Consider the following 19,987-nt stretch of genomic DNA (forward strand, 5'->3'; position numbering starts at 1 on the left):
ATTTATGGATTTAGACCTGAAAGGAAGAAGAGCTTTGGTTTGTGGTAGTTCCCAGGGTATGGGATTTGCCATTGCGAAAGAATTAAGTCAAATGGGAGCGCGGGTAACACTTTTTGCAAGGAATGAGGCTTCATTAAAAAAAGCATTGTCAGAGCTTGCTCCTGGTGATCATGATTATCTGGTAGCCGATTTTGATGATTTGCAAGCTGTCGAGAATGCAGTGGACGCGGGGCTGGCAAAAGCTTCTTATCAAATTCTTATTAATAATTCAGGAGGCCCTGCTCCAGGCCCATTGTCAGAAGCTTCACTCTCGGATTTTGAAACAGCGATGAATCGACATTTGCATGTGAGCCACACCTTAGTTCAGAAGTTGTTAGGAGGAATGAAAGAAGCTGGCTATGGACGCATTATTAACATTATTTCTACTTCGGTAAAGGTGCCGATACCGGGGCTCGGTGTTAGTAATACCGTCAGGGGGGCCATGGCTTCATGGTCTAAAACACTAGCTAATGAGCTGGGGCAATACGGAATTACTGTTAATAATATTTTGCCAGGGTTTATTAATACAGCACGAATCGATAGTTTGATTGCAGGAAAATCTCAGAAGCTTGGTAAGTCTGAAGAGGAAGTGGAGAAAGGAATGAAAAGTACCATACCAGCAGGAAGGTTTGGTGAACCTGAAGAAATTGCTGCTTATGCTGGTTTATTATGCAGCAAAAGTGGTGCATATATAAACGGAACAAGTTTAAGAATAGACGGAGGCAGAACAGGATCAATTTAAGCGTATGCAAACAATACAAAATTTTATAAACGGAGAATATATAGACCCAGTCAAGGCGGACTACCTCGATAATGTAGAGCCGGGTACCGGTAAGGTATTTTCAAGGATTCCTAATTCTACTAAAGAAGATTTAGATCGAGCTGTCGAAGCATCAAAAGCGGCGTTTAAGGCATGGAGTACCATGTCTGTAGATAAGCGAAGCAGGATACTTCACAAACTTGCGGACTTGATTGAAGCCAATTTGGATGACCTTGCCCTAATGGAAAGCCGCGATAACGGAAAGCCCCTTTGGTTGGCAAAGGCAGTAGATATCCCACGTGCAAGTACTAATTTTAGATTTTATGCTTCTGCAATTGTGAATTTCTCATCTGAAGCCCAGGTTTCAGAGGGTTTTATGGTGAATTATACCAGGAGGGCACCTATTGGGATTGTTGGCTGCATTTCTCCGTGGAATTTGCCATTATATCTTTTTTCATGGAAGATAGCTCCGGCACTTGCGATGGGAAACTGTGTAATTGCCAAGCCATCGGAACTAACACCTATGACTGCATTTTTGCTTGGGAAACTGGCTAATGAAGCAGGGATGCCTGCTGGTGTGTTAAATATTCTTCATGGCGAAGGAAAGGGTATAGGCCAGGCGATAGTAGAACATGAGGCGACAAAGGCGATTTCATTTACCGGAGGTACTGCAACCGGTAAAGTTGTAGGGGCTACTGCCTCACAACAATTCAAGAAAGTATCCCTGGAGCTTGGGGGAAAGAACCCAAATATCATCTTCGCCGATTGTGATCTGGAAGAAGCTGTCAAGACGAGTGTGAAGAGTTCATTTACTAACCAAGGGGAAATATGTCTGTGCGGGTCGCGAATACTCATAGAGGATTCCATCTATGAGGAATTCAAAAATCGTTTTATTGAAGAGAGTAAAAAACTAAAAGTAGGTAACCCCATGGAGGCTAGCTCGAACATGGGTGCACTTGTATCAGAAGGACATCTTGAAAAGGTAGATTCATATGTAAAACTGGCTCAAGAAGAAGGAGGAACAATTTTGCATGGAGGCAATAGAATTGATAAAGAAGGCTATTATTATGAGCCAACCGTCATCGAAGGCTTAGATAAAAGCTGTCGAACAAATCAGGAAGAAATTTTTGGGCCCGTAGTAACACTCAATAAATTCAGTTCCGAGGATGAGGCTGTTGAAGTGGCAAATTCTACTAGATATGGATTATCCTGTACGATTTGGACGTCTGATCTAAAGAAGGCGCATCGTGTTTCACATGCTGTTCAATCTGGGATTGTATGGGTAAACTGCTGGTTGCTAAGAGATTTAAGGACCCCTTTCGGAGGAATGAAGGATTCAGGAATTGGAAGAGAAGGGGGCAATGAAGCCTTGAGGTTCTTTTCAGAACCTCAAAATGTATGTATTAAACTTTGAGAAAAAGAAATAAAAAAACCCCTGACTAGACAGTCAGGGGCTAATTTCTATTCGGTTTCAATCGTGTATTTTATTGAGCAGCTTCTCCAGCTTTAAGTCTTGCAATCTTAAATGATTTCCTTTCCTTGTGTCCACAATAACCACAAGCATAATACTTCATCAATTCTCCCTCTTCTGTTTCGGTAGCGGTCTGAATTACATCTTCACGCTCAACCTTTAAAGTCTGGTAGTTACAATTGTTGCACTGAAGCGCGTGTAGTCTACCATTATATTTTTCAATTTTTGTGAAGCCTGACTCCTCATCGATCCACACATCGTAATCAACTGAAAAAGCATCTTCCTCAGCTTGCATCCCCTCATCAAGGTAAACATCTTCTTCTTCCTCACTCAATAGCTTCATTTTTCTGCCATCAGGAGAAGTTCTTGGAGTAAATCTCAGTTTTTTCAGACGCTTTTCAATAAAAAACGGATAGTAGAACTTCAGTACGTTTTGGATGATTACACCAAGAATTACCGCAAACATGGAACTCATGAAGAGTCTCACAAAGAACCATAACCATGTAGACTCACCAAACATCGTATTGAAATAAAGCGTACCACCAATAATGATTAGCAGTGCACCATTCCATAGCATGTTTATCTCATGCATGTTGATATAGTCATATCTGGTTTTATAATCTCCTGTAGCCAGCAGTTTCAAATAATGGCCTAAAAGAATCAACACTCCAACACCAGCCACAGCCATGGCAAGGTATCCTCCGTAAGTGTTCCAATTATTCAGTAGTTCAGGTGAAATAGGGTCAGTCATAGCGTCTATTTATTAAATCGGAAATACTCCTTATACAAAAATGTCACATTTTTTTAAAAACTCAACGTATCAAATTAAAATAAGAAGTTGCTAATTCCTTCATATTTTCCTGTAAAATATCAAAAAAATGTAACACGGACAATCATATTTTATACACCGACGGTATAGAAACCTTTAGGTATTTTTGCCGAAATCAATCAAATCTCAAATACAATATGGATTTTTCACTCAAAAAACTATTTTCATTATTACTCCTTGCGGGACTAATATTCGGATGTTCACCATCAAAAGAGGAGAATAAGAGCATCTCTGAGATGTCTGACGATGAGCTTACACAGTTGGCAGACTCACTCGCTAAAAAATATATTATTGTAGATGGTCATGTGGATTTGCCTTACCGGATGAACGTGAAAGGTTTCATGATCACAAAAACAGTCGAAGATGTTTCAGTTGAGACAACAGGTAACTTCGATTATCCAAAAGCCAAACGAGGAGGTTTGGATGCACCATTTATGTCTATTTATGTTCCTTCAAGATATCAGGAAACCGGTGGTGCAAAGGCGTTTGCCGATTCACTAATAGATATGGTTTCTCGTTTACCGGAGGCTTTCACATCAAAATTTGCCCTGGCTGATTCCCCAGCAGATATTGAAGTTGCTTTTGAACAAGGCTTAATCGCTCTACCGATGGGAATGGAAAACGGAGCACCTATTGAAGATGATATTAATAATGTAAAGTATTTTTTCGAGAGAGGAATTCGATACATTACTTTGACCCACTCTAAGGACAATCAAATAAGCGATTCATCTTACGACACTACTTATACGTGGAATGGAATTAGTCCATTCGGTGAAGAAGTAATTGCTGAAATGAATAAGTGGGGAATTATGGTAGATATCTCCCATGTGACCGACAGTGCAGCTTTCGATGCATTAAGCCTTACGAAGGCGCCTGTAATTGCATCACATTCATCTTGTCGTAAGTTCACACCAGGTTGGGAAAGAAATATGCCTGATACCTTGATTAAGGCAATGGCTGAAAATGGTGGAGTAATCCACATCAATTTTGGATCAAGTTTTCTGTCGCAAGAATCTCAGGACAAGTTTGAAAAAATGCAGGAAGACCTAACTAATTATAGAGCAGAAAATAGTTTATCTTCTGAGGATTCTCTTTACAAAGCATATGCGAAGCAATATGCGCTTGATAATGATGTATACGAGGATGTAGAAAAAGTAGCAGATCACATAGACCATGTTGTGAGCCTTGTAGGCGTTGATTATGTTGGTCTGGGGTCAGATTATGATGGAGTTGGAGATAGCCTTCCGAAAGGGCTTAAGGATGTGTCTACATACCCTAATCTTATTAAAGAGTTGCTAAAGCGAGGGTATACACCTGAAGAGATTCAAAAAATCTGTTATTTAAACACATTCCGTGTATGGAATAGGGTTCAGGAAGTAGCGCAGGAACTGCAATCTGACATTTAAGCAATTATTTCTTTCGCTTGAGTGAATTGATAAAGTTCGCCCAGGCGAAAGGATTGAGCAATTGATTCTGAGGCGGAGAGTATTTATTGATATATGACTGTCGCTGTTGCTGCATAAAGTATTGATGATTAGCATTTGGTGATGCAGGCAAATCAAGATAAGCCTGCGTCATCACCTGGCTATTGAGCCACTGGTAGATATTGGCATATTCTTTTTGCTCTGGCAATTCCATACTAATAAGAGCCTCTTTAAACATGCTTTCAGTTGGATATGGTCTGATTTCCACCTCCTCAAGGAATTTAATGTCGTCCTGGAGAGCTATTATCACCTTCAAACTCGACTGCTTATCGTGCGGTGGAATAATAAAATAAGCTCTTTTATAACCAACAGCGCTAAAGATTACACTATCCCCTTCCAGAACTGGCAATGAAAAAAACCCATACGGGTTTGTGGTTGTTCCACGTCCGGACTTTGGGATATAGACATGTGTGCCGGGTACAACTGATGTGCTGTCAGCACCGAAAACCACACCGGTAAATTGAATTACCTTATTAGCAGGTTGTTGTGCTACTATTTCAGCGAAAGAGAAAACAAAAAGTAAAAGTATCAGTATATATCTCAAATCAAGTTCCTTTGTCTATTAAAAGAGTTTTAGCCAATAAAAGTTTAACTTCGGTAAAAGTAGTGAAAAAATGAGGCTCAAGAATTTCAATCTGTCATTTGGCACCCAGATCTTCAAGTCATTTTCTGATGAGTCTCGTACGCGAATCATTCATTTACTATATCGTCAGGAAGAACTTTGCATTTCTGATTTAGAAGCTATTCTGGACTTTACTCAAACCAAAACGTCACGTCATATAACGTACCTAAAAAATGCAGGTTTGGTTACCTTTAGAAAATATGATCAATGGGTTTTTTACAGTATAAAGGAAGAGGGATACGATATGGTCAGCCAGATATTCGAATTTCTAAGTAAAGATCCAATTTTGAGAAAAGACCTGGAAACTTACAAAACGATGAATGCTAACCTTGCATTGGCAAAGAATAAGATTGAGGCGAAAAAGTATAACAGGTGAAGGGAATCAAGCACATTTTCTTCGATCTGGACCACACACTCTGGGATTATGATCGAAGCGCAAGGGAAACATTATTGGAGATTTATGGTGATCTGAATCTGACTGGCTTGCTAACAGAGAAAAAATTCATCAATACATTCTATGAGGTGAATGACAAGCTGTGGGTAAAGTATAATAATGGCCTGGTTGATCGTGAGTATATCAAAAATGAACGTTTCAACGAAGTGTTCCTCACGTCCGGAATAGATGTAGCAAAGTCGAAGGTGGCCTCATCTTACTTTATCAATAATTGCTCAATGAAGCCATACCTGATGTCGGATGCGTTGACCGCTCTTAATTACCTGTCAGGAAAACAGTATGAATTGCATATTATAACGAATGGCTTTTTAGACGCACAAAATCGCAAACTCAGCAGTTCAGGTATTGCTAAGTATTTCAAAGTGATGGTCACATCTGAATGCGCTAACTCAAGGAAGCCAAGCCCAGAAATTTTTGAATATTCCTTATCTGAAGCTGGCGCCAATAAGATGAATAGCATCATGATCGGCGACAACCCCAAAACGGACATTCATGGAGCAAAAGAATTTGGATTAAAAACGGTCTTTTATGATCCTTCAGGGAGGAAAAAATCACTCGCCGATTACACCGTTCAGTCGCATTTGGAGCTGCTAAAACTGTTCTGATTCAGCATCCTTAGCAACTATCAATATTTTGAACTATTCGCTTTACTTTTGCGCTCCATTCATAAACAACAAGAAGAGAGATGCCAAAAGGAAATTTTTTCGTGCCAGACCCAATCAATGAGCCAATATTAAGCTACGCTCCAGGCACCCAAGACAGAGAAGATTTATTAGCCAAGTATAAAGAGATGTATGCACAGCAGATCGAAGCGCCAATGTTCATTGGTGGAAAAGAAGTGCATACAGACAAAAAAATAGCGATGACATGCCCACATGATCATCAGCATGTTTTGGGACATTTCTCAGAAGGAGATGCTTCTCATGTAAATGAAGCTATAGATGCGGCTTTAGCTGTCAAAGAAGCTTGGGAAAAAATGACATGGGAAAACAGGGCGAGCATTTTCCTAAAAGCAGCCGATTTATTAGCTGGTCCTTATCGGACTAAAATTAATGCGGCTACCATGCTTGGTCAGGGCAAGAATGTGCACCAGGCTGAAATAGATGCGGCATGTGAATTCATTGATTTCTTACGATTCAATGCATCATTTATGCAAGAGCTCTACATGCAGCAGCCGATTTCATCAGAAGGCGTTTGGAACAGAATGGAGTACAGACCATTGGAGGGCTTCTTGTTTGCAATCACTCCGTTCAACTTTACCGCAATTGCAGGAAACCTGCCAGCAGCTCCAGCTATGCTTGGAAACACAGTAGTTTGGAAGCCTAGCTATACGCAAGTCTATTCTGCTCAGGTGATCATGGAAGTGTTGAAAAAAGCAGGTCTTCCGGATGGAGTAATCAACCTTATTTACGTAGATGGACCAGTAGCCGGAGAGGTTATTTTCAAACACCCTGATTTTGCAGGTCTACACTTTACGGGAAGTACGGGTGTATTTAAAGCACTTTGGAAGACAATTGGAGCTAACCTGGATCGATATAAAACCTACCCGCGAATCGTTGGAGAAACAGGAGGTAAAGACTTTGTGGTAGCGCACAAATCAGCTGACGCTAAAGAAGTAGCAACCGGATTGGTTAGAGGATCATTTGAATTCCAGGGGCAAAAATGTAGCGCTGCATCAAGAGCATATATCCCATCTAATATTTGGGAAGATGTGAAAAAATATATGGTCGAAGATTTGAAATCGATCAAAATGGGCTCTCCTGAAGACCCTTCCAACTTTGTGAATGCAGTAATAGACGGTGTGGCCTTCAAGAAAATTTCTGCTTATATCGACGAAGCAAAATCAGCAAAAGATGTGGAGCTGGTAGCAGGCGGAAATTACGATGATTCTAAGGGCTGGTTTATTGAGCCTACGGTTTTTGAGGCAAAAGACCCGATGTACAAGACCATGTGTGAAGAGATTTTCGGTCCGGTTCTTACCGTTCATGTTTACGATGAAAACAAATTTGAAGAAATTTTAGATATCGTGGATGCGACTTCACCATATGCATTGACGGGTGCAATCTTTAGCAAAGACCGATATGCTGTGGATATTGCAACGTACAAGCTGAGAAATGCAGCAGGAAACTTCTATATCAACGATAAGCCAACCGGAGCTGTAGTAGGCCAGCAGCCATTTGGTGGAGCCAGAGGTTCGGGAACCAATGATAAGGCCGGAGCTATGATGAACCTGATGCGATGGGTGAGTGCACGTACTATCAAAGAAACGTTTGTATCTCCAACTGATTACCGATATCCTTTTCTTGGATAATGGATAAGCTTAGACCCTTTCATCTCGCCGTTCCGGTAAAGGATTTAGAGGAAACCCGAATTTTTTACCGGGAGGTCATGGGGTTTGAAGAAGGAAGATCTTCCGACCGTTGGGTTGACTTCAATTTTTATGGACACCAATTTGTGATCCATATGGTGGAGGGAAAATCAGATCTTGAAGTAAATCCAGTCGATGGTCATGAGGTTCCTGTACCACACTTTGGTGTTGTTTTGGGATGGTTAGACTGGGAACACTTAGCCGAAAGGCTAAAAAAAGCACAGATTAAATTCATCATCGATCCATACATTAGGTTTGAAGGTCAGGTGGGTGAACAGGCTACTATGTTTTTTAAAGACCCATCAGGAAATGCCCTGGAATTCAAAGCATTCAGAAACGAAGCACAGATTTTCGCTAAATAATTCAGAAGAGATTCATTTTATCAAAAATCTTATCTACATTCAATTTATCATACTTAATAAATGAGTGAGATTAAGGAGAATAGGGTGGAAGCTATCATGAAGCTGACAATGTCCGAGGCATTGCAGGAAGGAAAATTCAAAGATTTTATTTCCGAGCTAATACCCCTTTTATGTAAAACATTGAACGCTTACAAATCTTCTTTTTGGTTGTATCGGTCAGACGCTGACGAGTTTGAAAGTATTCAGTCCTTTGATTTGGACACTAAAAAATCAAAGGCCGGACATGCTCTTGATCCCGCTAATTATTTAACATTCTCGGAATTACTCAAAAATCAATTATTTATTCATCTAGATACCACTAATGACAATAAGGAACTGGATGATTTTATCGTAGATTATTTGCTGAAAAACAGGTTAAGATCCTGGGCCAGTATTCAGGTATGGAATGATAATCGATTATTTGGAGTGCTCACTGTTGAATGGAAGTCAAAGAAAGATTTTGTGGCACAGGACCAGCTGGCCATGGTTGCAGGGGCATCAATGATCAGCCAATGTTATGATGCATTGATCAGGTTAAAAGAGGACTTTTTACACCGAAATGAATTAAGCACTCTCAAAGGAGAGGAAAAGGAAAAGGAAAAATTAGCTAAGAAATTATCAGATCATGCTTTTTACACCTCTCATAGCATCAGACATCCACTATCTACCATCTTAGCACTTATTGATCTTATCAAACTAAACTGGGAAAGCCGAGAGACCTACGAAGAGCTCTTGCAGCAATTAAAGATTGAGACTATGAATCTTGATGATGCAATAAGAGTCATGACCGCAAAAATTGAATTAGATTAGTTGCTCCAAATTAGAAATTGCGCCAAGCCTAAATGACCAAAAAAGCGAATAGAGTAAGGGAGGTAATACTCCGCAGAAGCACCTTAATCATTTTCTTTATTTTGATACTGGGAGCCTTCGGGCTGCTTCGTGTTGTTACTACACATAAAGACATTGATGATGTTGCAAATATTGATTTACCACTAATCGAAGTGCTAACTCAAATTGAAACTTACCAACTTGAGCAAGCTATCAATTTTGAACGCGCCATCCGTTATGCAGAGGAAATAGAGCCAGGGAATGACATTGCACTTCAGGGATTTGCGATGGCGGATAGCACATTTAGATATATGGCTGAGCTGGTGGATATACTCCTGGTAGATGCAGAACATCAAGTTTCTGAAGCCTTAAAAATCACTAATCAGGAAGCTCAGCGCATTAAGCTAAAAGGATTATTGCTGTCAATAAAAAAGCTAGAGAGTGATCACACAAGTTACGAAAACCATGCATTGGAAGTGGTTGACTTATTGGAAGAGGGCAGGCTGGAGGAGGCCGTATTTGCATCTGAACGTGTGGAGCATGAAGAGGATCAATTCAACAAACAAGTGGAAGGTGTCCTGATGAGACACGAGATGTTTACAGAGGCATTAGTGAAAATAGTAGAACAGGAAGAGGTGCTATCAATGAAGTGGATCGTGACACTTACCCTGTTGTTTATTATCCTCTCTCTGTTGGCTGTGTACACCTTCAGCTACAAAATTTGGCGTCCGCTAGAAGACATCCGCTCCGGAGCTGAGAAAATTGAAGCAGGTAACCTTAATGCAAGAATCAAGCTGAGCTCAAATAGTATTACTAGTGATATTGTAGATTCATTTAACTCCATGGCTGAGCGCCTAAGCTATTCCCAAAAAGAGATTGATCAATTTATTCATTTTTCATATAGCACAGCAGACGATTTGAAAGCCCCCATCACAAATCTTGGTTCATTACTTGATATGCTTGGTAAGGACAATGTAAACGCATCTAACTTTAAAGCAATCTTAAATAACGCAAGAAAAACAAATCAGCAACTAGAGAAGACGGTAAACTCGTTAGTTGAAGTGAATAAGGTTAGAGAAGAACTATCTTCAGAAAAAGATTATCTCAATATTGATGAGGTGCTAAAAGAGGTGGTTGCTACATCGGTAGCGAAAATCAAAAATGCTAATGCAACGATAAAGAAAGATTTTTCCGAGTGTACCCATATCAGCTATCCGAAGACACAGCTTAAAGCCATCTTCAAACACCTTTTATTAAATTCTTTGACATATCGAGATCCTGAAAAAGCATTACAGATTAGAATCAAGTCCAAGCAGAAAAATGGGCATACGACGATTATTTTTAAGGATAATGGACTGGGATTTGATTCGATTAAACACAAGGAAGAAATATTTAAACCGTACACAAGGTTGCATTCTCATGTAGACGGATCCGGCCTTGGTTTGTACATCATTAAAATGATTGTGGATTATCATAGAGGCGGAATCCGTGTCGAAAGCGAGTCTAGAAGGGGCGCCACATTCGCCCTTCGACTGGACTAAGCCAAATGGCTTTCGTAGATACTTTCTAAAAGCTCAGGAGACAAGGGTTTTGAAATGAATGCAGTAATGTAGTTTGATGATGCAGCTCTTTCTTCATCTTTGGAAGAAATAGATGAAGTAAGCATAACGACCTTTGAAGATTCCTTTATTTCCAACTTTTCATATTCATCCATAAAATCCCATCCATCCAAACCCGGCATGTTGAGGTCCAAAAAGATCACATCGGGACTATTTCCTTTGCTTTTAGCTTCATTTAAAAACTCTAAAGCATTCGGAACATTGTTTATTGTGTCAACTTCATCAGCAAATTTGGCGTGTTTGATAATGACTGAATTGATAGAGTTGACAATGTCATCATCATCGATGAGCAATACCTTTTTGAATTTTTCCAAAATTAAGCGATGGTTTATGCATAAAGTTAAGAAAGGCAATCAGAAAATTGATTTTGCTGAGTACCTTTTTATCTACATTTCGAATTAGGTAAATGTAAATAACAAATTTATAGTTTAACATGATTGCCAATTATACACGCCTGATATTAAATTTTTAAGCCTCGGGATGAGGTTTTCTTCTTTATTGAATTTTTTTTGTTTCACAGCATTGAGAATTGCAAATTGGATGCTTACATTTGCACTCCTTTTTAAGGAAACCTTCTCCCTTAGCTCAGCTGGTTAGAGCATCTGACTGTTAATCAGAGGGTCCTTGGTTCGAGCCCAAGAGGGAGAGCTTAAAACCCCGCTCCGATAGGTGTCGGGGTTTTTTTATGTCCTCATCACACAACTCCGGCAATCATATTACCAGCAACTTTTATAACCATGTCGGTTTCGGTATGCTGCATTCACTTACTGTTAAAAAGCCACACAAAACACGACATAATGACATGGTTATTTCAATAAAATGGAAAATAAAGCCATAATGTCAGTAATATTATTGGTAAAATCGATTGGTACAGAATTCGATCTATGCAATTGCAGAAATCAAAAACTAATTGTAAAACTTAAAAACTTAAGAAAATGGGACTTATAAAGTACAACACGAACGATTACAGACCTACAAGCTTTAGAAGCTTTGTGGATCGATTTTTCAATGATGAGTTTGTCGGTGGGTCAGTACCTACATTTTCGCCAAAAGTAGATATTGCCGAAACAGAGAAGCAATTTGAAGTTCAGCTACATGTTCCCGGCATGAAAAAAGGTGATTTCAACATTGATTTAAATGCTGACCAAATCACAGTAAGTGGCGAGCGAAAGTTTGAAAACGAAAAGAATGAGAAAAACTACCATAGCGTAGAAAGCTACTATGGATCATTCAGTAGAACTTTCTATTTGCCGGATGTGATCAATAAAGACAAAGTTGACGCTTCTTATCAAGATGGTATTTTGATTATCACATTGCCTAAAGATGAGAAGAAGGTTACTAAAAAACAGATAGCAGTTAAGTAGTGTTTGAGTAGGTGATTAGGGTATCTACCTTTTTTGGTGGGTACCCTTTTTTTGTTAAGAATAGTTAAGGTTATAGCAGCCTTGATGTTTTGTAAAACCATAAGGGCACTTTTACGGTATAATCATAAGCACAAAAAAGAAGCGACTATGAATAAAAGAAGTTTTATTATGGCAATGATCTTTTCCTCTGTATTTGGAGGGATTGTGGCCATCATCGGGTTTACAATCATTAACCCAAATGAAAAAGTCATTCAGACCACAACAAATGGAACCAGCCCTGTGAGTCTTACCAATTATGTGTTTGACTCATCAGATTTTGTGGTACCGGATGGTCTCAACTTTGTTTTCGCTGCTAAAAACGCTACCCCATCGGTTGTGCACATTAGAACAACTTATGAAAATGGGATGCGCGCAAACTCTCAATTCCATGATTTTTTTAAGGATTATTTCGGCGAACGATATGACCGGCGTGGAGGACCTTCCAGAGGAGCAGGTTCAGGTGTAGTGATTTCTGCGGATGGCTACATCGTTACCAATAATCACGTGATTGAAAATGCAGATGAAATTGAAATTGTATTTAATGATAACAGGAGCTATCAGGCAAAAGTAGTTGGTACAGATGAGGATACGGATTTAGCTGTGCTCAAAGTAGCTGCTGAGAATCTGGTAGCCGTAAACTATGGTGATTCGGATAATATTAATATTGGCGAATGGGTGTTGGCAATCGGGAACCCATATGAATTCCGCTCAACTGTGACTGCCGGCATTATTAGTGCTAAGGGAAGAAACATTAATATACTAAATGGAGATTATCGTATTGAGTCATTCATTCAAACAGATGCGGCGGTTAACCCTGGCAACAGTGGTGGTGCGCTCGTCAACCTCAAGGGAGAGTTGGTTGGCATCAACACAGCCATAGCATCTCCATCCGGAGCTTTCGCTGGTTATTCTTTTGCCGTCCCGGTTTCATTGGTTAAAAAGGTAGTGAGTGATTTGATTGAATATGGAGCTGTCCAAAGAGCTCTACTTGGAATTTCTATTTATGATGTAAATGCACAGGTAGCTGAAGATAATGATCTCAGTGTTCTGAAAGGAATTTTTGTAAACGGTGTTCAGGAAGGAAAAGCAGCAGACGAGGCAGGGATTGAAAGGGGTGATGTCATAGTAGCGATAGATGATAAACTGGTAAATAATGTAGCCCAACTGCAGGAACAGGTGGCTATAAAGAGACCAGGTGATGAGGTGGAAGTAAGGTTTATCAGAAATGGAAAGGAAAAGACAGTGGTAGCTAAGCTTAGAAATGAAGAAGGAACCCTGGATATTATAGAAGTAGCTTCGGACTATCGTATTGAGGGAGCCACTTTTGTAGATGTTTCGGATGCATTGAAGGATCGATTGGATATTGATGGCGGGGTACAGATCAAGGAGCTTGGTGAGGGCAAGTGGAGAGACGTAAGGATGAAAGAAGGCTTCATCATTACAGGCATTGACAATGAAAAGATTCAAAACATCAGGGATCTGGAAAACTACTTTAAACGACCAAGAACCGATGGAATACTAATTGAAGGGGTATATCCTGATGGAAGCAAGGCTCATTATGGTCTTGGGTTGTAAGCTACTCAACTATCTAAAAATGTCAAGTCCATCTTCGCGATGGACTTTTTTTATTTCCATACCTTCGAAAGGTGAAAAATGTGATAATCATAGGAGGTGGACTGGCTGGTCTAATAAGTGCGATTCTATTACGAAGAGAAGGATTTGAAGTTGTACTCTTTGAGCAAAAAAAATATCCATTTCACAGGGTATGCGGAGAGTACATTTCAAATGAAGTTGTACCTTTTTTGAATCATCATAAGCTCTTCCCTTTAGCTTTAAACCCGACCAACATTTCTCAATTCCAGCTCACCTCTGTTACAGGAAAAAGTCTGGAGATGCCACTTGATCTGGGAGGTTTCGGGATAAGTAGAAAATCATTTGATAGCTGGCTCGCTTCCAAAGCAGGGGATGAAGGTGTGGTAGTTATAAATGATAGAATTGTAGAGTGCTTGTTTGATAAGGATCAATTCAATTTAAAAAGCAAGCGGGGTGATAGCTTTGTGTCTGATTTGGTAATTGGAGCTTTTGGCAAGCGCAGCACACTCGACAAGTCCCTTCAGCGTTCGTTCATAGATCGTCGCTCCCCATATGTTGGAGTAAAATATCATATCAAAACTGATGCGATTGAGAATAATAAGATAGCTCTTCATAATTTCAAAAAGGGCTATTGTGGTTTGAGTGCTGTGGAGAATGAGACATACAATCTGTGTTATCTCACCAATAGATCTAACTTGAAATCTTCAGGATCGATTCCAGAAATGGAGCATGAAGTATTGAAGAAAAACCCTTTTCTGAATCATGTTTTTACTAACTCAGATTTTCTTTTTGAAAAACCGGAGGTAATAAATGAAATCTCATTTGAGAAAAAAGAGCCTGTATTCAATCATATTTTGATGACCGGAGATTCAGCAGGAATGATCGCTCCACTCTGTGGCAATGGAATGGCCATGGCAATTCATTCTGCTAAAATGCTAAGTGAACTTATCATCGAAAACCAAAAAGCAGGCTTTGACAGAAAAAAGCTTGAATTGGAATATGCCTCCTTGTGGAATCAAAATTTTGCTAAAAGGCTTTCTACAGGCAGATTCATACAAAAGCTTTTTGGTTCACCTCTGGTATCTGAAATTACGGTGCAAACGGGAAAGTCTTTCAAACCTTTTGCGAATTACCTGATGAAAAAAACCCATGGTCAGCCATTTAGCTGAGCCATAGAAAAACAAAAAATCCATTCAGCATCAGGGAGGAAATCAAATTTAATCGCATGGTCGATTCAAAGTTTGCAGCTTTTGAATCTTTTCTGACACGTAAATACCATCGTCCAAAAAAGAGAAGCACTGGCATCATTGCTGCAGCAAAAATGATTGCTACTTCGAATGAATAATAAGCGATAAAGTAATACAGAAATCCGACGGTGGAAATGGAAAATGAAATGGCAGTAAAATGAAAAGTTCCAAGGATACCTAATTTTTGACTTATGGTTGTATCCCCGCGTTTGGCATCTTCATCATGCTGATAGATCTGTGTCATAGGGTAGGAGCCCAATAAAAGCAAAGTGCTCAAAATACCGGGTATCTGTGTCGACCACTCAAGGGTATCATGAATCATGAGGTCATTGATGGCTATAAAACTTAACAAGAAAGTGAAATACCCCTGAAATATCCCTGCCGCCAGCCATCCCATAATCGGGAATTTTTTTAGTCGGATTGAAGGGTGACTATATGCCTTGGATATCAATCCGTAGATAAGAATCATCAATAAAAACTCCATGGATATCAGAAAACTGAGAACTAAGCCTAAACCATCAAGGACCAGCGAGACCCAGTAAAGTTCCTTTGTCACTTTAGGGGGGTGCTTAAGTCCTCCAATGCTTTTTTCATCTTTATCGAAGTATGAATTGTAGCCATTGCTTGCTGGGTAAACCAGAAAATGCAGAATAATAAATGCTAAAAGAAGATTTACTGTGTTTACAGTGTATGACACACTCAAAGCCAGCAGAAATACTGGCAACAAAAAAAAAGAAAAAGGAATGCGCAGATGAAGTAATGTGGATTTTTTCAAGGGGAATCAATCTTCTCGAGTAAAAGTTGGTTAATATTAATGAACTACTCGCAGATGACCGCATATATTCAAAGCATAGGAACCGCACTGCCACCCAATCTGGCCACTCAAAACCAGATAGCTGATTTTATGGTGAGTCATCTCAAGTTGAATAAAGTTGAGGAGAAAAAATTACGGGTTTTATATCGTGCAAGTGGCATTAAGCAGCGTTATTCCGTTCTAAAGGATTTCAGTGAAAATCTCAATGGCCAGAGTTTCTTCAAAGAAGATGCATTTCCATCTGCAAAGCCACGCATGTTGATTTATCAGGAACATGCGATCAACCTTGCATTTAATGCATGTAATCAGGCTTTGAAAGATAGCACATGTAATAAAGAGGATATTACACATCTTATCGCTGTGAGCTGTACTGGTATGTATGCGCCGGGCCTTGATATTGAACTAATAGGTCGTCTAGGCTTAAAGACTACAACACAGCGTACTTCGATAAATTTTATGGGATGCTACGCTGCATTCAATGCCATGAAGGTGTCCCAAAATATTTTAGGGTCAGATCCTAAGGCGAACGTTCTCATAGTGTGTGTAGAATTGTGCAGTATCCATCTTCAGGAGAAAAAGGATGATGAAAACTTATTAGCAAATGCCATTTTTGGAGACGGTGCGGCGGCAATGGTTGTCTCTTCAGCGCCTGCAAAACGTTCGTTAAAAATGGAGAGCTTTTACAGTGATTTAGCGCTTCAGGGGCGGGATGAAATGGGTTGGTACATAGGTGATCATGGATTTGAAATGCACCTAAGTGCCAGGGTACCGGACGTGATTAAAGATGGAATCGCTGAGTTAACTGATCATTTGCTGGAGAAAATTCAATTGGAAATAGGTGATATTGATTATTTCGCCATTCATCCGGGCGGAAAACGCATTTTAGATGTGATAGAAGAAAAGCTGTTGATAAGTAAGGATCAAAATCAAGCAGCACGCCATGTCCTGAATACACATGGAAATATGTCATCACCTACGGTGCTTTTTGTAATTAAATCAATTCTGGATGAGTTAAAAGTTGCTGATCATAATAAGCATTTGCTAAGCTTTGCTTTCGGGCCCGGTTTAACCATGGAAAGCGCTGTGCTAAAAACCCACATAAATGCTTAAATACCGGTCAGATCAGTTTGAAATCATGGACGATCTTACTGTTTCTGGGGAAGTGGTAAATCAAACCTTGCGTGAGCTCAATACCATCAATAAAAGACTAGGAGGTAATAAAATCAGCGTCTCTGCATTTAAGAAGCTGGCAAAATCAAATAATATAATACTTGCTGACTTAGGTTGTGGCGGAGGTGACATCATGGAGGAAATGGCGAGCTGGAGTAGAAAAAAAGGATTAAAGGCTTCATTCCTCGGGATAGACGCAAATCCTCATATTGTGGAGTACGCGCAAGAAAATACGAGCAGATACCCGGAGATTAGTTATCGGGCAATCAATATTTTTAGTGATGAATTCAAAGAATTAAAGTTTGACATCATTCATTGTTGCTTGTTTATCCATCACTTTACTACTGATGAGCTCATAGACCTCTTCAAACAATTTAAAAAACAGGCTCGAATAGGTGTAATCATCAATGATTTGCATCGTCACCCTCTTGCCTATTGGAGCATTTCGTTGCTCACATCGCTGTTCTCAAAATCAATAATGGTAAAAAATGATGCAGCTATTTCTGTTTCACGTGGATTTAAAAAGGAAGAATTGCTTCATATTCTAAGGGAGGCAGGAATTAATGAATTTCAGCTAATATGGAAATGGGCTTTTCGGTGGAAGTTGATCTTCTAACTACTTCCAGTCGCCAAAGATCAGATTGCCTTTCGCGTTTACATCACTTGATCGAAAGAAGTTGTTGAGTCCCTGAACCATTTCATCACAGGAAATATAATTGTCGCTATTAGAATCCAGTTCTTCAAAACCCTGGATTGCCATTTTATGAGGAATATTGTAAATGGTTAGCATATTAGCGTATTCTTCTTGAGATATCAATTTGTCTTTATTCATGTCAAATAAATCAAAAATATGCCGAGAGGTTCGGTGAATGTAGTGATCAAGGATACCCGGCTCATCAGATTCAATCTGATCTCGAAAAAATGCAACCCAATCCCATAAAGTAAGGCTCAATTCAGGATTATGTAAGTCCGTAAGTAGTTGAACAAAAAGACGATGGGATTTTAGTAGTATCAGTTTGCCACTTCTTGACCGCTCGCGCAATCCCAACTGAGCAACAATTTTCTTCCCAACGTTTACAAAATCGTTTGGTTGTAGCTGTCCGTTCCGATCTATATCCAGAACGTTAAAGAGGTGATGAACTTTTCTCTTTTGTGTTTCGGAAAAAACGGATCGGGAGCTTCTGGGCGTTGTGGTGGTAGGGCTCCCCATATTATCAATTTACAATTTACAAAAATATTTCCACCCTTCCACGCATTTCTTAGTTTTGCGCACCAATTCTTAACAACAAACAACATGTCCCAGGATATTCAGTCAATATTAAAGAGATTAAAAGTAGATGCAGACAATAAAGGAGCTGCAGTTGGCAATAAGTGGTTAAATACCTCAGGAGAGAAGCTAGCTTCATATTCTCCGGTTGATGGCAAAGTAATCGCCAATGTTACATTGGCCGATGGAAAGGCTTATGATGAGGTGATAGCAGAGGCACAGGAGGCTTTCAAGGAGTGGAGGCAACTACCGGCCCCACAAAGGGGAGAGATCGTACGCCAGCTTGGAAATGAGCTGCGCGAGTATAAGCAAGAGCTTGGCTCGCTAGTTTCATATGAGATGGGTAAATCCCTACAAGAAGGACTCGGTGAAGTACAAGAGATGATTGATATCTGTGACTTTGCGGTAGGTCTGTCTCGACAACTTTATGGATTGACCATGCATTCAGAGCGACCATCTCACAGAATGTACGAGCAGTGGCATCCGCTAGGAATTGTAGGAATTATTTCTGCATTCAACTTCCCAGTTGCAGTATGGTCATGGAATGCTGCACTTGCTTGGGTGTGTGGTGATGTATGCGTATGGAAGCCATCAGAAAAAGCGCCAATATCGGCTATTGCTTGTCAGAAGATAGCCGAACGTGTGTTTGAGAAAAATGGTATTCATCCAGGAGTATGCGGTTTGGTGATTGGTGATGCTGAGATTGGCAAGAAACTAGCAGCTGACACAAGAGTACCGTTAATTTCGGCAACAGGCTCTACCAGAATGGGTAAGAAAGTTGGAGAAGTTGTAGGGGCACGTCTAGGTAAACACATTCTCGAGCTGGGAGGAAATAACGCGATGATTATTTCTGAGCACGCAGATTTGAACATAGTTGTGCCGGGTGCTGTATTTGGTGCTGTAGGAACAGCCGGTCAGCGATGCACATCTACCAGAAGGCTAATCATTCATGAAAGCCAATATGAAGAAGTAAAGGAGCGATTGGTAAAAGCATATGGGCAGTTGAGAATTGGAGATCCTTTGGATGAAAACAATCACGTTGGGCCACTTATCGATACGGATGCGGTTAAAATGTATCAAGCAGCTATTGAAAAAGTAAAAGCCGAAGGCGGAAAGACTGTGATCGACGGAGAGGTACTTACTGGAGCTGGATATGAGTCCGGATGCTATGTGAAGCCCGCCATCTTTGAAGCTAAAGCAGATTATGAGATCGTTTGTAATGAGACGTTTGCGCCAATCTTGTATTTGATCAAATATTCTACCATAGAGGAGGCTATTGAAATTCAGAATGCAGTACCTCAAGGGTTATCTTCTGCAATTATGACTACCAATATCCGAGAGTCTGAGTTGTTCTTGTCACATGCTGGATCTGATTGCGGTATTGCAAATGTGAATATTGGTACGTCTGGGGCTGAGATTGGAGGAGCGTTTGGTGGTGAGAAAGAAACCGGAGGTGGACGTGAGTCTGGATCTGATGCATGGAAAGCATACATGAGAAGACAAACCAACACAATCAACTATTCTACTGAGCTACCATTAGCGCAGGGGATTAAGTTTGAACTTTAAGAAATATCGTTCGATCACTTGAAGCCGGGTGATTAATATGACAATGAATGAA

20 protein-coding genes and 1 tRNA gene are annotated in these 19,987 nt (G+C 40.0%); 16 read left to right on the forward strand and 5 right to left on the reverse strand.

Features of this window, described 5'->3' with window-relative positions; all coding sequences use genetic code 11:
* Positions 1-4 precede the first annotated feature (4 nt).
* Together CHB71_RS08415 and CHB71_RS08420 are read left to right on the forward strand one after the other, a co-directional pair.
* Positions 5-781, forward strand: coding sequence for an SDR family oxidoreductase (locus CHB71_RS08415; RefSeq protein WP_089356480.1), 777 nt, complete (start codon positions 5-7; stop codon positions 779-781).
* Between the two features lie 4 nt (positions 782-785).
* Positions 786-2,213, forward strand: coding sequence for an aldehyde dehydrogenase (locus tag CHB71_RS08420; RefSeq protein WP_089356481.1), 1,428 nt, complete (start codon positions 786-788; stop codon positions 2,211-2,213).
* A 70-nt stretch (positions 2,214-2,283) separates the two neighbouring features.
* On the opposite strand, the gene CHB71_RS08425 is transcribed toward CHB71_RS08420, so the two are convergent.
* Entirely contained in the window at positions 2,284-3,021 is a 738-nt protein-coding gene (locus tag CHB71_RS08425; RefSeq protein ID WP_089356482.1) for a hypothetical protein, read from the reverse strand.
* A 215-nt stretch (positions 3,022-3,236) separates the two neighbouring features.
* Here CHB71_RS08425 and CHB71_RS08430 point away from each other — a divergent pair, with 215 nt between their 5' ends.
* The gene (locus tag CHB71_RS08430; RefSeq protein WP_089356483.1) at positions 3,237-4,505 is read left to right on the forward strand and encodes a dipeptidase; all 1,269 of its coding nucleotides are present in this window, start codon (positions 3,237-3,239) and stop codon (positions 4,503-4,505) included.
* 4 nt (positions 4,506-4,509) lie between these two features.
* Here CHB71_RS08430 and CHB71_RS08435 read toward each other — a convergent pair whose 3' ends face one another.
* Complete coding sequence (locus CHB71_RS08435) at positions 4,510-5,127, reverse strand: carboxypeptidase-like regulatory domain-containing protein (protein WP_089356484.1); 618 nt, start codon at positions 5,125-5,127, stop codon at positions 4,510-4,512.
* A gap of 70 nt (positions 5,128-5,197) precedes the next feature.
* Here CHB71_RS08435 and CHB71_RS08440 point away from each other — a divergent pair, with 70 nt between their 5' ends.
* The 6 genes from CHB71_RS08440 to CHB71_RS08465 all read left to right on the forward strand — a co-directional run bounded on the left by CHB71_RS08440 (position 5,198) and on the right by CHB71_RS08465 (position 10,797).
* Positions 5,198-5,581 (forward strand): ArsR/SmtB family transcription factor, encoded by a 384-nt coding sequence (locus tag CHB71_RS08440; RefSeq protein ID WP_089356485.1) that lies wholly within the window; start codon positions 5,198-5,200, stop codon positions 5,579-5,581.
* A complete protein-coding gene (locus CHB71_RS08445; protein ID WP_089356486.1) occupies positions 5,578-6,264 on the forward strand; it encodes a YjjG family noncanonical pyrimidine nucleotidase in 687 nt (228 codons plus the stop codon). The genes CHB71_RS08440 and CHB71_RS08445 overlap by 4 nt, the downstream gene beginning before the upstream one ends.
* Positions 6,265-6,344: 80 nt before the next feature.
* Complete coding sequence (gene pruA / locus CHB71_RS08450) at positions 6,345-7,970, forward strand: L-glutamate gamma-semialdehyde dehydrogenase (RefSeq protein ID WP_089356487.1); 1,626 nt, start codon at positions 6,345-6,347, stop codon at positions 7,968-7,970.
* A complete protein-coding gene (locus CHB71_RS08455) occupies positions 7,970-8,389 on the forward strand; it encodes a VOC family protein (RefSeq protein ID WP_089356488.1) in 420 nt (139 codons plus the stop codon). Before pruA ends, CHB71_RS08455 begins: the two co-directional genes overlap by 1 nt.
* Before the next feature lie 60 nt (positions 8,390-8,449).
* A complete protein-coding gene (locus CHB71_RS08460; RefSeq protein ID WP_089356489.1) occupies positions 8,450-9,238 on the forward strand; it encodes a GAF domain-containing protein in 789 nt (262 codons plus the stop codon).
* A 32-nt stretch (positions 9,239-9,270) separates the two neighbouring features.
* Complete coding sequence (locus tag CHB71_RS08465; RefSeq protein ID WP_089356490.1) at positions 9,271-10,797, forward strand: sensor histidine kinase; 1,527 nt, start codon at positions 9,271-9,273, stop codon at positions 10,795-10,797.
* Here the strand turns inward: CHB71_RS08465 and CHB71_RS08470 are convergent.
* Positions 10,794-11,189 (reverse strand): response regulator, encoded by a 396-nt coding sequence (locus CHB71_RS08470; protein WP_179213355.1) that lies wholly within the window; start codon positions 11,187-11,189, stop codon positions 10,794-10,796. The two genes, CHB71_RS08465 and CHB71_RS08470, sit on opposite strands and share 4 nt — an antisense overlap.
* Positions 11,190-11,449: 260 nt before the next feature.
* On the opposite strand from CHB71_RS08470, the gene CHB71_RS08475 reads away from it, so the two are divergent.
* The 4 genes from CHB71_RS08475 to CHB71_RS08490 all read left to right on the forward strand — a co-directional run bounded on the left by CHB71_RS08475 (position 11,450) and on the right by CHB71_RS08490 (position 15,040).
* Positions 11,450-11,523: transfer RNA gene (locus tag CHB71_RS08475), tRNA-Asn, on the forward strand.
* 287 nt (positions 11,524-11,810) lie between these two features.
* Entirely contained in the window at positions 11,811-12,239 is a 429-nt protein-coding gene (locus CHB71_RS08480) for an Hsp20/alpha crystallin family protein (protein WP_089356492.1), read from the forward strand.
* 147 nt (positions 12,240-12,386) lie between these two features.
* The gene (locus CHB71_RS08485) at positions 12,387-13,853 is read left to right on the forward strand and encodes a S1C family serine protease (protein ID WP_089356493.1); all 1,467 of its coding nucleotides are present in this window, start codon (positions 12,387-12,389) and stop codon (positions 13,851-13,853) included.
* Between the two features lie 71 nt (positions 13,854-13,924).
* Entirely contained in the window at positions 13,925-15,040 is a 1,116-nt protein-coding gene (locus CHB71_RS08490) for an NAD(P)/FAD-dependent oxidoreductase (protein WP_089356494.1), read from the forward strand.
* Here the strand turns inward: CHB71_RS08490 and CHB71_RS08495 are convergent.
* Positions 15,033-15,845, reverse strand: a complete 813-nt coding sequence (locus CHB71_RS08495) for a UbiA family prenyltransferase (protein WP_245811235.1) — start codon at positions 15,843-15,845, stop codon at positions 15,033-15,035. The two genes, CHB71_RS08490 and CHB71_RS08495, sit on opposite strands and share 8 nt — an antisense overlap.
* An 87-nt stretch (positions 15,846-15,932) precedes the next feature.
* Between CHB71_RS08495 and CHB71_RS08500 the strand changes: the two genes are divergently transcribed.
* On the forward strand, positions 15,933-17,042 hold the full coding sequence (locus CHB71_RS08500; RefSeq protein ID WP_245811236.1) for a type III polyketide synthase: 1,110 nt from the start codon (positions 15,933-15,935) through the stop codon (positions 17,040-17,042).
* A complete protein-coding gene (locus CHB71_RS08505) occupies positions 17,035-17,718 on the forward strand; it encodes a methyltransferase domain-containing protein (RefSeq protein WP_089356496.1) in 684 nt (227 codons plus the stop codon). The genes CHB71_RS08500 and CHB71_RS08505 overlap by 8 nt, the downstream gene beginning before the upstream one ends.
* Here CHB71_RS08505 and CHB71_RS08510 read toward each other — a convergent pair whose 3' ends face one another.
* Entirely contained in the window at positions 17,719-18,312 is a 594-nt protein-coding gene (locus CHB71_RS08510; protein WP_089356497.1) for an EF-hand domain-containing protein, read from the reverse strand. It lies immediately after the preceding gene.
* A gap of 84 nt (positions 18,313-18,396) precedes the next feature.
* Between CHB71_RS08510 and amaB the strand changes: the two genes are divergently transcribed.
* On the forward strand, positions 18,397-19,935 hold the full coding sequence (gene amaB / locus CHB71_RS08515; protein WP_089356498.1) for an L-piperidine-6-carboxylate dehydrogenase: 1,539 nt from the start codon (positions 18,397-18,399) through the stop codon (positions 19,933-19,935).
* The last annotated feature ends 52 nt before the right edge of the window (positions 19,936-19,987 follow it).

This window comes from Ekhidna lutea, assembly GCF_900188325.1.
Classification (GTDB): domain Bacteria; phylum Bacteroidota; class Bacteroidia; order Cytophagales; family Cyclobacteriaceae; genus Ekhidna; species Ekhidna lutea.